The organism is Roseovarius sp. EC-HK134, assembly GCF_902498815.1.
Classification (GTDB): domain Bacteria; phylum Pseudomonadota; class Alphaproteobacteria; order Rhodobacterales; family Rhodobacteraceae; genus Roseovarius; species Roseovarius mucosus_A.
This window is the reverse complement of the sequence record NZ_LR701544.1, coordinates 1555015-1568311: the sequence shown is the minus strand read 5'-3', so window position 1 is coordinate 1568311 and position 13297 is coordinate 1555015. Positions and strand designations below refer to the sequence as shown.

At 60.9% G+C, this 13297-nt stretch carries 12 protein-coding genes; all 12 read right to left on the bottom strand.

From position 1 onward, the window contains the following. Nucleotides 1-3 precede the first annotated feature (3 nt). Nucleotides 4-2208, bottom strand: coding sequence for a PAS-domain containing protein (locus tag GC127_RS11490; RefSeq protein ID WP_151978173.1), 2205 nt, complete (start codon nt 2206-2208; stop codon nt 4-6). Between the two features lie 3 nt (nt 2209-2211). Then, nucleotides 2212-3390 (bottom strand): FIST N-terminal domain-containing protein, encoded by a 1179-nt coding sequence (locus GC127_RS11485; RefSeq protein WP_254700084.1) that lies wholly within the window; start codon nt 3388-3390, stop codon nt 2212-2214. Between the two features lie 33 nt (nt 3391-3423). Next, nucleotides 3424-4146: a response regulator transcription factor gene (locus GC127_RS11480; protein ID WP_008281654.1), complete on the bottom strand. Its 723-nt coding sequence runs from the start codon at nt 4144-4146 to the stop codon at nt 3424-3426. A 57-nt stretch (nt 4147-4203) separates the two neighbouring features. Continuing rightward, nucleotides 4204-4995 (bottom strand): ABC transporter permease, encoded by a 792-nt coding sequence (locus GC127_RS11475; RefSeq protein ID WP_151978171.1) that lies wholly within the window; start codon nt 4993-4995, stop codon nt 4204-4206. Next, nucleotides 4992-5711 (bottom strand): ABC transporter ATP-binding protein, encoded by a 720-nt coding sequence (locus GC127_RS11470; protein ID WP_151978169.1) that lies wholly within the window; start codon nt 5709-5711, stop codon nt 4992-4994. The genes GC127_RS11475 and GC127_RS11470 overlap by 4 nt, the downstream gene beginning before the upstream one ends. Nucleotides 5712-5759: 48 nt before the next feature. Then, nucleotides 5760-6200: a hypothetical protein gene (locus GC127_RS11465; RefSeq protein WP_008281651.1), complete on the bottom strand. Its 441-nt coding sequence runs from the start codon at nt 6198-6200 to the stop codon at nt 5760-5762. 24 nt (nt 6201-6224) lie between these two features. Next, the gene (locus tag GC127_RS11460; RefSeq protein ID WP_151978167.1) at nt 6225-7190 is read right to left on the bottom strand and encodes a YVTN family beta-propeller repeat protein; all 966 of its coding nucleotides are present in this window, start codon (nt 7188-7190) and stop codon (nt 6225-6227) included. 11 nt (nt 7191-7201) lie between these two features. Next, nucleotides 7202-8383, bottom strand: a complete 1182-nt coding sequence (locus GC127_RS11455) for an ABC transporter substrate-binding protein (protein ID WP_151978165.1) — start codon at nt 8381-8383, stop codon at nt 7202-7204. 253 nt (nt 8384-8636) lie between these two features. Continuing rightward, nucleotides 8637-10154, bottom strand: a complete 1518-nt coding sequence (locus tag GC127_RS11450; protein ID WP_151978163.1) for a malonyl-CoA synthase — start codon at nt 10152-10154, stop codon at nt 8637-8639. Nucleotides 10155-10166: 12 nt separating this feature from the next. Further along, nucleotides 10167-11411, bottom strand: a complete 1245-nt coding sequence (locus tag GC127_RS11445) for a malonyl-CoA decarboxylase (protein WP_008281646.1) — start codon at nt 11409-11411, stop codon at nt 10167-10169. Next, on the bottom strand, nt 11408-12724 hold the full coding sequence (locus GC127_RS11440; protein WP_008281645.1) for a TRAP transporter large permease: 1317 nt from the start codon (nt 12722-12724) through the stop codon (nt 11408-11410). The genes GC127_RS11445 and GC127_RS11440 overlap by 4 nt, the downstream gene beginning before the upstream one ends. Beyond that, nucleotides 12724-13272 carry a TRAP transporter small permease gene (locus tag GC127_RS11435; RefSeq protein WP_008281644.1) on the bottom strand — a complete coding sequence of 183 codons (549 nt, stop codon included), beginning with the start codon at nt 13270-13272 and terminating at the stop codon, nt 12724-12726. Before GC127_RS11435 ends, GC127_RS11440 begins: the two co-directional genes overlap by 1 nt. Nucleotides 13273-13297: the final 25 nt, after the last annotated feature.

Below are 13297 nucleotides of genomic sequence, written 5' to 3'. Positions count from 1 at the left end.
GTCTTATCCCACTGCCGCCTTCAGAAAAGCCTCAAGCTCTGCGGGATCAATCGGTTTTGGCAATACCTCCAGCCCCGCCGCGCGGCAATGCGCGTGCATTTCCGCCACAAGATGCCCGGTGATGATCCGCGCCGGAATAACCCCGTGGCGCGCGATGATCCGCGCGATCACCTCGGGCCCGCGCACGCCCTCGTCCAATTCATAATCCACCAACATCGCATCAGGGCTCAGCCCTAAATCCGCCAGTTGCGTCAATGCTTCCAAGAGATTACCCGCCTCCACCACATCCGCCCCCCAACCGCGCAAAAGCAGGGTCAGGGCGTGGCGCAAATCGGGATCATTCTCGATCAAAAGCACGATCCGCCCCTCGAGCGAGGCTCTTGCCCGGGCGCCGCCCACGCCCCGGATTTCAGGCCCGCTCCGCGCCACAGAGACAAGCGGCACCGTCACGCTGAAACAGGCCCCACACCCCAGATCAGAGCGCAATTCCAACGGATGCCCCAAAAGTGCGCAGGCCCGGTCCACGATAGCCAGCCCAAGGCCCATCCCCTCGGCGGCGCTGACATGTGCATCCAGCCGGTGAAATTCCTGAAAAATGCGGTCCTGATCGGCGGGGGCGATACCCGGCCCCGTGTCGCGCACTTCCAGACGCAGATTGCGCCCCTGCCGCCGCGCCCCCACCAGCACCTTGCCCGAAGGTGTGTAGCGGATGGCATTGGCGATCAAGTTCTGCAACACCCGCCGCAGATAACTTGCATCGCTCTCGACCATGGCACCGCAGGGAACATAGCGCAGGTCCAAACCCTTGATCGCGGCAATCGGTGCGAATTCGTCGATCAGTTGATCCGTGATCCGACGGAGCGGCACGTGGGTCACATCGACTTCGACATGCCCGGATTCCAGCCGTGATATATCCAGCAGCGCGTCAATGATGTCTTCAACACTTGTCAGCGCCCGCTGCGCCTTGTCCATCAACACCCGGTGATCGGCACTGGCCAATTCCTCTTGCAGCGACGCAAGATAGAGCCGCGCCGCCGAAAGCGGCTGGCGCAAATCATGGCTCGCCGCCGCGACGAACCGCGATTTAGAGGCATTGGCGCGCTCGGCCTTGGCCAAGGCATCCTCCAACTCCAGCGTGCGGTCGCGCACCCGCTGCTCTAGCCGTTCATTCGCATGCGCCAGGGCGCGCGCGGCCGCCCGCTCGGCGGTTACATCCGAAAAACTGATGACAAAGCCCCGGTCGGGCATCTGCCGGGCAAAAACATCCAGCGTCTTATGCGTGCCCGAGCGCATGTAGAACCTCAACGGCGCGCGCCGGTCCTGTGCGCCGACCCAGACCGCGATATCATGTGCGCTCAGCCCACCTTCAATCTCGAAATCGCTGCCGATGCGCCGCAGGATCACATCGAATTCAATCCCCACCCGAAACCGCGAAATGGGAATCGACAACATGCTGCCCGCATTCTGATTCCAGCCGCGCAATTGCCCGCTGCGATCAAAGATGCACACGCCTTGATCAATGTGTTCCAACGTAGCCCGGATCAACTGCGCCTGATCATCCAGCAGTTTGCCACGCTCGCGCCGCTCGAGCCGGATGATATCGGTGATATCGGTTTGCAGGATCACCGTTTGCCCGTCGCGGGTGCGATGCTCACTCACCTGAACCCAGCAATCGCCGGTCAGGTTGAGGTTGAACATCACATGTTTTTCCTGATGCAACTGCATCCGCCGCGCCGCCCAATCGCCACGGCTCTGCATATCAGGCAGTTCCAGAAACCGGCTTTGGCTGGCGTGGCGCACGTAATCGGCAAACTCCAGTCCGGGGCGCAATTCGGCCACAAGATCGGGCATATACATGCCAAAACGGCTGTTGTGTAGCACCAGCCGCCCGTCGCTGTCGAAAAGAGCAAAACCCTCCTGAATCGTCTCGATGGCATTGGCAAGGTCCGAGCGTGCCCGCTCGGCCTCGCGAATGGCCTGCGCCAATTGCGCGTTGGAGTCGTTGAGCAGATCGAGCGCGTGTTCCAGATCTCGGGTGCGTTCGCTGATCTGATCCTCAAGAATGACCGCCCGCTCGAAATGTGCATAGGCCGCACCGCCATCATCCGTCACCTGCTCGACCCGGCGCATCAGCACCTCAATGATCTTGAGCAACTTGCCATTCTGCCGGTCCAGCGGGTCAGAATTGTCGATCAACGCCGCCGACATGGGTCAGCGCCCAATCGGGGGATAAATCGCCACCCCGGTCATGGTTTGGTTGACATGCAGCCCGTTGATCTGCTCGCCATAGGTGGAAAACCCCACCACCCGATGCGCGGCCAGAATCCGTGAAATCTCAGGCCCGATCTGGCGCTGCTGCACTTCGGTTCGGCGCAGGATGCAATCGCAGGCCAGCACCGCCAACGGCGGCGTCTCGGCGCCCAGCCCTGCCAGCTCATGCTCCAGATGCGCCGCCATATCCTGTGATTGCGCGAGGGTCAGAACCAGCCCTTCGTCAATCGCGGAAAAGAATTGCAAATCGCCATTGGCCTCAGCGCGCTGAATGGCGCGCACATGATGCTGCCCGCCGATCCGCACCACCACCGGATTTTCCGCAAAGGTCGAGGGCGTTAGCTCGTCGATCCGGCAGCCAAGGATGCGGGCATATTCCTGCGCCGCCACCTCGGCGTTGATCTGATGCACGATGCGGCGCGCGGGATCGGCATCCGTCACCACCATACGCCGATCCGTGGGCTGAAAATGATCAAGGCGAAATACCCGCACCGGACAATCGGTGCGCATGAGACAGACCACGGCCGCATTGCGCAACGTCACCCCGTCACAGGAAATCAGCGTTTGCGCAAACCGCTCACCATCCGCTGCCGACCCGCCAAAGAGCGGCATCGGCCCCAGCCCAGCCGCAATCGCGGCAACAAGCTCATCCTCCTTGAGCGACAAGCCATCGACAGCAAGAAAGGCAAACTCATTGGGCAGGCTTTGCCCCGCCTGCGTGGCCAGCCACGCCCGAGCGCGCACCGTCTGGGAAACGCAGGCCGTACTATCCAGTTCCGACAGGGGCGTCACAACCTGCAACACGGCGTGGAAATGATCCGAAGCAAAGCCAACGGCCACAATGCTACCCTCGGCATAGCCGCTCATCCCGATCTCACCCGCAGTGGTGCAGCCAACACAGCGACTATCGACAAAGACGCGCGCGGCCTCGACCATCAGCGCCTCAAAATCCGCCTTTGGGGTGACAAAGAACAGAACCAGTGCCAGCCGCACATCGCCCATGGCCCGACGCAGCGCGCCAATGGGGTCACAGGCATCATGGGGCACTTCAGCGCGCGCAACTATAGCTTGATCGCACAGCATCAGCTCTGACAGGCTGCTGTCCATGGCTCCTCCCATGGGGTCCTCCACCCCAGTCAGAGCGTAATCCGCTTACTCTGCCTCGCGCAAGACGTTAGAGAAGCTGGCCATCTGCGCGATCAACACCGCTTGGGTGCGGGTCTGCACCCCCAGCTTGCGCATGATGGCGGTGACATGCGTCTTGACCGTGGTTTCGGCAATCGACAACTCATAGGCGATCTGCTTGTTCAGCCGCCCTTCGCAGATCAATTGCAGGATACGCGCCTGCTGCCGTGTCAGATGCGCCAGACGCTCTACCGCCTCGTCGCGGTCATTGACCGGCTGCTCTTGTGTTTTGGTCAAAACGACCCCTTCAGGCAGGAAAATCTCACCCGCCGCAATCGCCTCGAACGCGGCGCGGAACACCGGTCTTTGACTGTGTTTGGGCACAAAGCCCGCCGCCCCTGCGTGGATCACGGAACACACCATGCGGCTCTCGGACATCGAAGAGACGACCACGATTGGCGTCTCGCCCGCCACCGCGCGCAGCCGCGCCAAACCGTCCAGCCCGCTGACATCCGGCAGGTTGAGATCGAGCACGATAATGTCCGGCGGCCCGTTCTCGGCCACCATGGCCAGTGCCTGATCCAAACTTTCGGCGGTATCAATCCGGCCAATCCCCGCCACCGATTTGAGCGTCATCGACAGCGCATCGCAAAACAGCGGATGATCATCGACGATAAGGGCCGTGGTAAAACGCCCCGGTCCCGCAGGGGCGGGACGGGTTCCGGGGATATGCGCCGTTTTCGGTGTCATTCGATCATCCTAGCAAAGGCCGCTTGATCGGCCTACTCACACCAAGGTCTGAGGCCCTCAGCCCCGCCGCCGCATCAGCCCACGCCCGGGATCATAGCCCCAGAGCGCCAGAGCAAGAAACACAAGACTTGCCAGCGCCGTCCACAAAAGCGCCATACCGTTGAACTGCCCATAGAGCGCAAAGCGGATCAACTCGACCGCGTGACTGAACGGATTGACCGCACAGATATCGCGCAAGAGCATCGAACTCTCTGCCATCCGCCACAGCGGATAGAGCGCGGTAGACATGAAAAACGTCGGAAAGATCACGAAATTCATCACGCCTGCAAAATTTTCCATCTGACTGATAAAGGACGAGAGCGCCACGCCAAGCGCGCCCAGCATCACCCCCCCAAGGATCAGCGCAGGCAGAACGTAGAAATAGCCCATCACCGGCATCTTGATCCCCATCGCCGCCGCAATGCCCAGGAACGCATAGCATTGCAGCACCGACACAGCAGTCCCTGCAAGGATCTTGGCGAACAAAAGCCACCAGCGCGGCAAAGGGCTGGTCAGCAACAGCCGCATGGACCCCATCTCGCGGTCATAGACCAGACTGAGCGAGGATTGCATGCCGTTGAACAAAAGGATCATGCCGCACAGCCCCGGCACGATGTAGGTCTCATAGGTGATATAGGTCTGATAGGGCGGAATGATCGACAGGCCCAGCGCCGCGCGAAACCCGGCGGCAAAGACCACCAGCCACACCAATGGCCGCACCAAGGCCGACACAAACCGCGAGCGTTGCCGCGCAAAGCGCAGCGCCTCGCGCGTGACAATCGCCGCCAGCGCGATCAAAAGCGGCCTCATGCGGGTGCCCCTGTCAGGCTCAGAAAGCGCTCGGTCAGCCCCTCTTGTCCGGCAATCTCGCGGGTGATGCCATCGGCCAGCACGCAGCCCCGGTGCAGGATCACCAGCCGATCCTCGGGCCAGACCTCGTCGGTCAGATGTGTTGCCCAAAGGGCGGTCAGCCCATCACCGGCACAGAGGTCGTGCACATGGGCGGTAATCGCCCGCCGTGCTTCGGCATCCAGTCCCACGGTCGGCTCATCGAGAAGCAAAACAGCGGGTTGATGCACCAGCGCGCGGGCAATTTCGGTGCGCCTGCGGTGCCCGCCATTGAGATCACGCGCCAACTCATCCGCGCGCTCACGCATTGCCATCCGCTCCAGCGCCGCCTCGATCCGCATTTCTGCCGCGCGCCCCGCCAGCCCATGCAGTGCCGCGAAATAACGCAGGTTGCGCCGCACGCTCAGATCCAGATCCAGCGTCTGTTGTTGAAACACCACCCCGATCCGTGCCAGCGCTTGCCGGGGGTTGCTGGCAATATCATGCCCCGCAACGCTGATCCGCCCCTCGCGCGTCGTGAAAAGCCGTGTGAGCAGCGCAAAGAGCGTCGATTTCCCGGCGCCATTCGGGCCAAGCAGGGCACAAAACGCGCCCTGCTCTACCTCAAAGCTCACGTTTTCCAAGGCCCGCTTGGCCCCGTAGGAAAATCCCAGCCCTTCAATCCTTAGCCCCGTCATGCCGCGTTCCTGCCTTGTCCTCCCGAAAGCATAGACCGGGGCGCGACCTTATTGAATGATGAACTCAAGCCGCTGGCTGTCGCCGCTCGTGCCGGGGATAAGCATGTGATAACGACCCGGCTTGATCGCGATAAAGGAAAACTCCGCCGTGCCTGCATCGTCAAACTCGAAACTGTCGATCGCCATTGGCCTGATTTCGATCTCGTTGATGACGATCTCATCCATCCAGATCGCCCGAAAGAATTCCGGCCCGGTCAGCGCCAATTCCGCGCTGCCATCGGCGGTGATCTCCATCTCGTAATAGGCTCCCGATTGCAGGGTGATCGGCCCCTCGCCCAGAGGCTGCCCCGAGGCCAGCGTGACCTTGATCTCGTCCCCCCGGTTGCATTTCGCCAAGAGCCCGGCAAAGCCCAGATCATCGCACAGCGGCGCGGCATTGGCGGGCATCGCCAGAAGGGCCAGCGCAGCGGCAGTCAGCATATGTTTCATCAGTGTTCCCTCTCTCCTCTTGGATCAATCAGATACGACCACGACGCCCCAGGGCTGTTGCCCCACCTGCACCGATTTCACGACCTCTTCTGCCGCGACATCAATAATCGAGATATCGTTGGAATTGCCGTTGGTGGTGTAGAGGTATTTCTCCTCGGCATCGAAGGCCAACTGCCAGACGCGCTGGCCCACCAGAAGGTATTTCTCGACCTCGAAGGTCTCGCCATTGACCAGCGCCACCCGATTTGACGGCCCCAGCGCCACAAAGATTTTCTTGCCATCCGAGGTGACGCGCACCCCCACCGGCTGCAAAAGTTCCGGGGCGATGCCCGGCACTTCAAAGGTGATCTTGTGCTCAATCCCGCCCCCTTCCGGATTGATCACACTCACCGTGCCGCCAATCTCGGCGCTCACGAACAGGTATTTGCCATCCGCCGTGTATTGCGCGAAACGCGGGCGCTGATCGACCAGCGTGTTCTGCACGATCTCAAACGTCGTCGTGTCGATGAAATGCGCCATATTCGTGGTCTCGGAGGTATTGACCACGTATTTGCCATCGGGCGAAATCCCCATGCCCTCTGGCTCTACCCCCACCGGTACTTCGGCGAGGATGGTATGGGTGTTCACATCCGTCACCGTGACCAGATTGTCATCCTCATTGGCGATATAAAGCGGGTTGCCCGACGGGTGCAGCACGAACAATTCCGGGTCAGGCCCCGAGGGCAGCGTGTGTAATTCCTGATAGGTTTCGGTATCAAACACCCGCACCACATTGTCATCCGATGCACAGACATAAAGATGCTTGCCATCGGGGCTGGCCGTGATGCCGCGCGGACGGTTGCCGGCAGCGAATTCGGTAATCACCTCCCATGTCTCGCTGTCCACAACGGTGATCGTGTTGCCACGTTCATTGCTGACAAATACCTTGCCCGCCAAGGCAGGGCTGGTCATCAGGGCGGCAAACGCGGTCGCAAGGGCCAAATGGTGCATGGACGTCTCTCCTATTGGGCAAAGGCAGTGCAGGCGCTCTCGGGCTGATCCAGCCCCAGCGTATCCAAAAGCGAGCGTTGATGCAGGAACCCGTCCTGCGGCGACACGCTCAGCGTGATCCGCCCATCGGCCAGCAATATCGGCTGGCGCAATTGGCCATTCCACGCCCGAAAGGTCAGCTTTTGCCCCTTGAACGCCGCCAGTTCAAAATTCTCGCTCAGCGCATAGGCCCGGATTGCGGCCGGATCGGCACTCTGGGTACGCGTCACCGCCTCGCCCAGCACCCGCAGCGCAAGCCAAGCTGTGTAATCCTCTGGGCGCATATAGCGGCCCGTCAATTCTTCGAATCGGTGCTGGAATTGCGTGCCTCCCCAAGCCTCCAACGCCGGATGCCACGCCAAAGGGCGCAGCCCCGCAGAGCCGACGATGGGCGAGGGCCGCCAAGTGTGAAACGGCAGATAGGTGGCGAAAACATCGGTTTCATCGGCAGCAATGATGACGTCGTGTTCTTTCAGGTCTTGGGTAAAGACGGGCAATTGCCGCTGCACCTGCACATGCCCGGTATCGGTGCGCCGCGCGCCGCCGGTATCGGTAAACTCCCGCTCATCCACAATCTTGGCCCCAAACTTGGCGGCAGAGGCGCGATAGGCCTCGGCCAGCGCAATATCCTCGGGATGCGAGCCATGAATGAGCGCCCAGCGCGGCCACTTTTTCCAGATCAGGAACTGCGCCACCGCATCGCTCTGCATTTGCCGCGACGGCGCGACATGCAGGATATTGCCCCGGCATTCGGCGCTGCGCAGCGCAGTATCTGGTGCCAGCGTGTTGAAAATCAGCGTATCCGGTGCTGCGGCCTCTGACATCGCCAGCAATTCCCCGGCCCGCGCCTGCACCGCAAAGAACCGCAGCCCCTCGCCTTGCAAGCGCTCGAACTCGGCCAAGGCAGTCTCGGGCGTGGCGGCCACCACATCGGTCACATAGGTCTGGCCCATAAACCGGCCTGTGGTCTGATTGTCCTCGGTCGCCAACTGCCCGCCGGCAAACCCCAGATCCTCGGGCCGCAGATCAAGCCGCGACACCGGCAAAAGCGCAGGATAATCCACCCGCAGCACAACGGCCCGCACTTCCTGTGCCTGGACGGGCGGTGAAAGAGCCATCAGGCCCGCAAAAACAAGCAAGGCAAGGCGGAACATGCGCGATCTCCGTCAAGGGCTTGGGGGTGGCGGGATCGCCACATACGGGTATCCTAGCAAAAGCGGCAGGTTTGTAAGGTGTTTTCGCCGCATTCCGCCCAAACCCGCGGAAACATGCAAGTAAATCAAGTTATTTTACATATCTTTCAGATGTTTATAGAAATTCATACTTTGGTCGCACAGGCCAAAGAATGGCAACAAAAAGGCCCGGTGCACTCGGCATCCGGGCCATCTTTCGTAAAATCCGCATATATCACGCTGGTGCAAAAAGCCCCGCATACTCTGCCCTAAGTATGTTTTTCTGCACCTTGCCCATGGTGTTGCGCGGCAACTCCTCCAGCACGATCAGCTTGCGAGGATGCTTGAAGCGCGCAAGGCTCTTGGCCGCCGCCCCGGCAATCGCGTCAATATCCACCACAGCCCCTCTTTGCGGCACCAAAAAGCCCACCACCGTTTCGCCGAAATCCGGATGCGGAACCCCCACCACGGCGCTTTCCAGCACGCCGGGCTGGTCATCCAGCAACAACTCAATCTCTTTGGGGTAGATGTTGTAGCCGCCTGAAATGATCAGGTCCTTGTTGCGCCCGACGATCTGCACATATCCCTGATCGTCGATCATCCCCAGATCGCCCGTAATAAAGAAACCATCGGCGCGCAGTTCCTCGGCGGTCTTCTCTGGCATGTTCCAATAGCCCGCAAAGACATTCGGCCCGCGCACCTCGATGATGCCAATCTCGCCTTGCGGCACCTCTGCCCCCGTCTGTGGATCGGTGATTTTCAACTCAACGCCGGGCAGCGGAAAGCCCACCGTGCCCGCCCGCCGCGCCCCTTCATAGGGGTTCGAGGTGTTCATATTGGTCTCGGTCATGCCATAGCGCTCAAGGATGCGATGCCCCGTGCGCTCTTCAAAGGCCACATGAGTTTCCGCCAAAAGAGGCGCAGAGCCAGAGGTAAAGAGCCGCATATGCGCGACCAGCGCGCTTGTGAAACGCGGATCATCCAGAAGGCGCGTGTAGAATGTGGGCACGCCCATCATCGAGGTCGCGCGCGGCAGTTGCGCAATCACCTGATCCTGATCGAACTTCGGCAAGAATATCATCGACCCTCCCGCCAAGAGGATAATGTTGGTCGCCACAAACAGGCCATGGGTGTGAAAAATCGGCAGCGCGTGCAAGAGCACGTCGTCAGAACTGAACCGCCAATAGTCCACCAGCACCTCGGCATTGGACAGCAGATTGCGCTGTGTCAGCATCGCACCCTTGGAGCGGCCGGTGGTGCCCGAGGTATAAAGAAACGCCGCCAGATCATCCGGCTCGCGCGGGGCGGTCTCGAAATTCTCGTTCAGGCCCTTTGCCGCCTCCGGCAATGTGCCCGTGCCATCGCCATTGAGCGTCATCAGCACCGCCCCGGCACGATCCGCAACCCCCTGCAACGCCCCGGCCTTGGCCCCGTCGCACAACAAGACCTTGGCCCCGCTATCACCCACGAAATAGCCCAGTTCATCGCCGGTATAGCCTGTATTGAGTGGCAAGAACACGATGCCCGCCTGCACGCAGGCAGCATAGACCGCAAGCGCCTCCGGCGATTTCTCGACCTGCGCCGCCAACCGGTCGCCGGGCACCAATCCGGCACCGCGCAACGCATGGGCATAGCGCGCCGTCATCCGCAGGAATGCATCATAACTGAGCACCGCGTCATTCGCCAAATGCAGGAAAGGCGCAGTTTGCCCGGCATGACGCCCGAACAGATTATCATAGAGGGGATTGGCCATGGCTCTTGTCCTTCACTCGGTCTTCTTTGCGGCGATAGCGGCCAGCGCCGTCACCTCGGCAGAGGCGGCAATCACGCCCGCCCCGGCAAATCGTTCATGGTTCTGCGAAATCTGTGCCCGGTCGTAAAGGTAATTCACCATCACGCCGCCCGATTGCTTTTGCCCATTGGGCGAGAGGTCTGCCCCGGCGTGAACGGCATGCACCGAGGCCCCGTTGCCCAGATGAAACCGCGCGACCGGATCATAGGGGCCGCCGTCGGGGCGCTTGGCCTTGAGCAGATAGTGGGCCGTCACTGCGCGGCGCGTCTCGGCCTCTTCGGGCAGCACGGCGCGGGTCTCGCTTAGCCAGCGGGTCAACCCCGGTATCGGCGACAAGGTGACAAAGGTCTTAAGCCCCGGCAATTCCTGCGACAGGTCTGCCACCACCTGCTTGATCAGCGAATTGCCAAAGGAGATTCCCGCCAACCCCGACTGACAGTTGGAAATCGAATAGAACACCGCCGTATCCGCCTCATGCGCGCCAATCACGGCCCGCTCTTCGGACAGAACGTCATGGATCGCCCCCGGAATTCCCCGGCTCAGCGCCACTTCGACGAAAATCAGCGGTTCGTCGGGCATGGCGGGGTGGAAAAACCCGAAACAGCGGCGATCTTTGGGGGCCAGCCGCCGACGCAGATCATCCCAACTGTCAATGGCATGCACCGCCTCATAGGCGATGATCTTTTCCAGCACATCGGCGGGCGAGGACCAATTGATCGGGCGCAGCACCAGAAAGCCACGATTGAACCAAGAAGAGAACAGATGCTTGAGGTCCAGATCAACCACGGCCAGCGCCGGGTTATCTCGCGCCAACCGCAAGAGATCGGCCCGCATCGCCACAAGCTGCGCCGTGGCCCCCGGCACCTGATTGAGGCGGCGCGCCAGCTCTTGCCGAGGTGGCTCTGCTGCATCCATGAAACCGCGGTAACTGTCCCGATCCGGCCCCGCCTCGAACGCATCCAGCGCATTGCGCACACTCTCGGGATCAACGCCCATGCCTTCGGTCAGGAACCGAAAGAATTCCAGCTTTTCAGCATCGGCCATCCCGGCGTAGCGATCAAGGATCAGCCGCGCCAGCGCCATGCCCGACACTTCGCCGGAACTGCCCAGCAGATCCCGGCAAAGATCCTCGATGCTGCGGTTCTTGTGATCCGGTTCGGATGCGCCGCGATAACGCCGCTCAAACACCGTCGCCAGCAGATCGGCCAGAACGCTCATCGCATCGTCCCCATGACCAGATCAGGCAACCACGTGGCCAACCCCGGAAAGAGGCACAAGAGAACAATCGCCAGCACCATACATCCGACATAGGGCAAAGAGCCGACGAGGATCGTCTTGAGCTTGATGTCCGGTGCGATGGAATTGATCACATAGAGGTTCAGGCCAACAGGCGGCGAAATAAGACCGATTTCCATGTTGATTGTCAGAATAACCGCAAACCAGATCGGATCGAACCCCGCCGTCGTGATGATGGGCAACAGGATCGGTGCCGCCATCAAGATCACCGCCACCGGCGGAAGAAAGAAGCCCGCGACCAACAAGAACACATTGACCGCCCCCATCAGCACCCAACGGTTCACATCCAGCGTGCCGATCCATTCGGCGATGGATTGCGTGATGAAAAGCGACGACAGCATATAGGAAAACACGCCAGCCGCCCCGATGATGAAGAGGATCATCACGCTCTCTCGCGTGCTGTCACGCAGCACCACCCAAAGAGCCACAGGTGACCACAGTTTATAGATCACCATAGCGATCACGAGGCACAAGAGCGCGCCCACCGCCGCCGTCTCGGACGGCGTGGCAATGCCCCCATACATGGCATAGAGCACGCCGAGGATGATAAAGAGAAACGGCAGCACGCGCGGCAAGATCTCAATCCGCTCGCGCCAGCTATAGCTGCGCCCGGTCAGCAGGTTCATATCCCCCGACCGCCAAGTCGAATAAAGCGACCACGCCATGAAAAGACCCACAAGCAGAAGGCCCGGAATGACGCCAGCCAGAAACAGCCGTCCAATCGAGGTTTCGGTGGCAATGCCATAGACGATCATCGTGACCGATGGCGGGATCAGAATGCCCAGCGTGCCGCCCGCCGCAATAGAGCCCGCAGCCACCGCATCGGGATAGCCCCGCTTGCGCATCTCGGGGATCCCCATCTTGCCGATGGCGGCGCAGGTCGCGGGGCTTGATCCCGACATCGCCGAGAACAGCGCGCAAGCCCCAAGGTTCGAGATCACGAGGCCGCCGGGCACCCGCGTCAGCCACCGCTCCAGCGCCTCATAGAGGTCAGCCCCGGCTCGGGTCGATGCAATCGAGGCCCCCATGATGATGAACATCGGGATCGACAGAAGGGCAAAGTTGTTGAGCTTGCCAAAGAAGATTTCCGGCAGCAACTCAAGCGAACGCATCCCGTCGAACACGATCAGGAAGCCGCCCGAGACAATCAGCAATCCCAGCGCCACCGACACGCCGGAGAACAGAACCACGATGGTTGCAATCGCAACGATCAGGCCAAGCAAAAGCGGATCCATCAGACGTCCTCCAGCCCAAAGGGCGCATCAATATTCAAGAGCAGCGCCACAAGATCGGCGACCAGTTGCAACAAAAAGAGGCCAAGCCCCACTGGAATGGCGAGATAGGGAATCCACAGGTCAATCCCCCAGACGGTATCTGATGTCCAACCACGCGCCCAGGCGACGTGCCAGAATTCATAGCCATACCAAAGCATGACCGCGACAATCACGATGGAAAGGCTGAGCGTCACGACCGCCAGCCCCTTGCGCGCCCGGCGCGGCACCGCAAGCGGGATCAGGTCCACGTTCACATGCCCACGCAGGCGCTGCACATAAGACAGGCCCAAAAGCGTGGCGGCGATCATCAGATAGATCACGGCCTCGGTCTGCCAGACCGTCGTGCCGTTCAACACAAAGCGCACCCAGATCATCTGACAGGTGATGAACACCGACGCGACGATCATCGCCGCCGAGATCCACCCCGCCAGGGTCGAGAGCGCGGCAACCGCGCGCAGAAAAGGATTTTGTCCGGTGCGCGCAATCGCACCCGATGCATGGCCAGCCATGGTCTACCTCATGTCAGGGGGGAGT

What these genes read in the sequence shown, in the direction of transcription:
- GC127_RS11490 (WP_151978173.1), bottom strand. Translation starts at nt 2,208, where the DNA reads ATGTCGGCGGCGTTGATCGACAATTCTGACCCGCTGGACCGGCAGAAT.
- GC127_RS11485 (WP_254700084.1), bottom strand. Translation starts at nt 3,390, where the DNA reads ATGGGAGGAGCCATGGACAGCAGCCTGTCAGAGCTGATGCTGTGCGAT.
- GC127_RS11480 (WP_008281654.1), bottom strand. Translation starts at nt 4,146, where the DNA reads ATGACACCGAAAACGGCGCATATCCCCGGAACCCGTCCCGCCCCTGCG.
- GC127_RS11475 (WP_151978171.1), bottom strand. Translation starts at nt 4,995, where the DNA reads ATGAGGCCGCTTTTGATCGCGCTGGCGGCGATTGTCACGCGCGAGGCG.
- GC127_RS11470 (WP_151978169.1), bottom strand. Translation starts at nt 5,711, where the DNA reads ATGACGGGGCTAAGGATTGAAGGGCTGGGATTTTCCTACGGGGCCAAG.
- GC127_RS11465 (WP_008281651.1), bottom strand. Translation starts at nt 6,200, where the DNA reads ATGAAACATATGCTGACTGCCGCTGCGCTGGCCCTTCTGGCGATGCCC.
- GC127_RS11460 (WP_151978167.1), bottom strand. Translation starts at nt 7,190, where the DNA reads ATGCACCATTTGGCCCTTGCGACCGCGTTTGCCGCCCTGATGACCAGC.
- GC127_RS11455 (WP_151978165.1), bottom strand. Translation starts at nt 8,383, where the DNA reads ATGTTCCGCCTTGCCTTGCTTGTTTTTGCGGGCCTGATGGCTCTTTCA.
- GC127_RS11450 (WP_151978163.1), bottom strand. Translation starts at nt 10,154, where the DNA reads ATGGCCAATCCCCTCTATGATAATCTGTTCGGGCGTCATGCCGGGCAA.
- GC127_RS11445 (WP_008281646.1), bottom strand. Translation starts at nt 11,411, where the DNA reads ATGAGCGTTCTGGCCGATCTGCTGGCGACGGTGTTTGAGCGGCGTTAT.
- GC127_RS11440 (WP_008281645.1), bottom strand. Translation starts at nt 12,724, where the DNA reads ATGGATCCGCTTTTGCTTGGCCTGATCGTTGCGATTGCAACCATCGTG.
- GC127_RS11435 (WP_008281644.1), bottom strand. Translation starts at nt 13,272, where the DNA reads ATGGCTGGCCATGCATCGGGTGCGATTGCGCGCACCGGACAAAATCCT.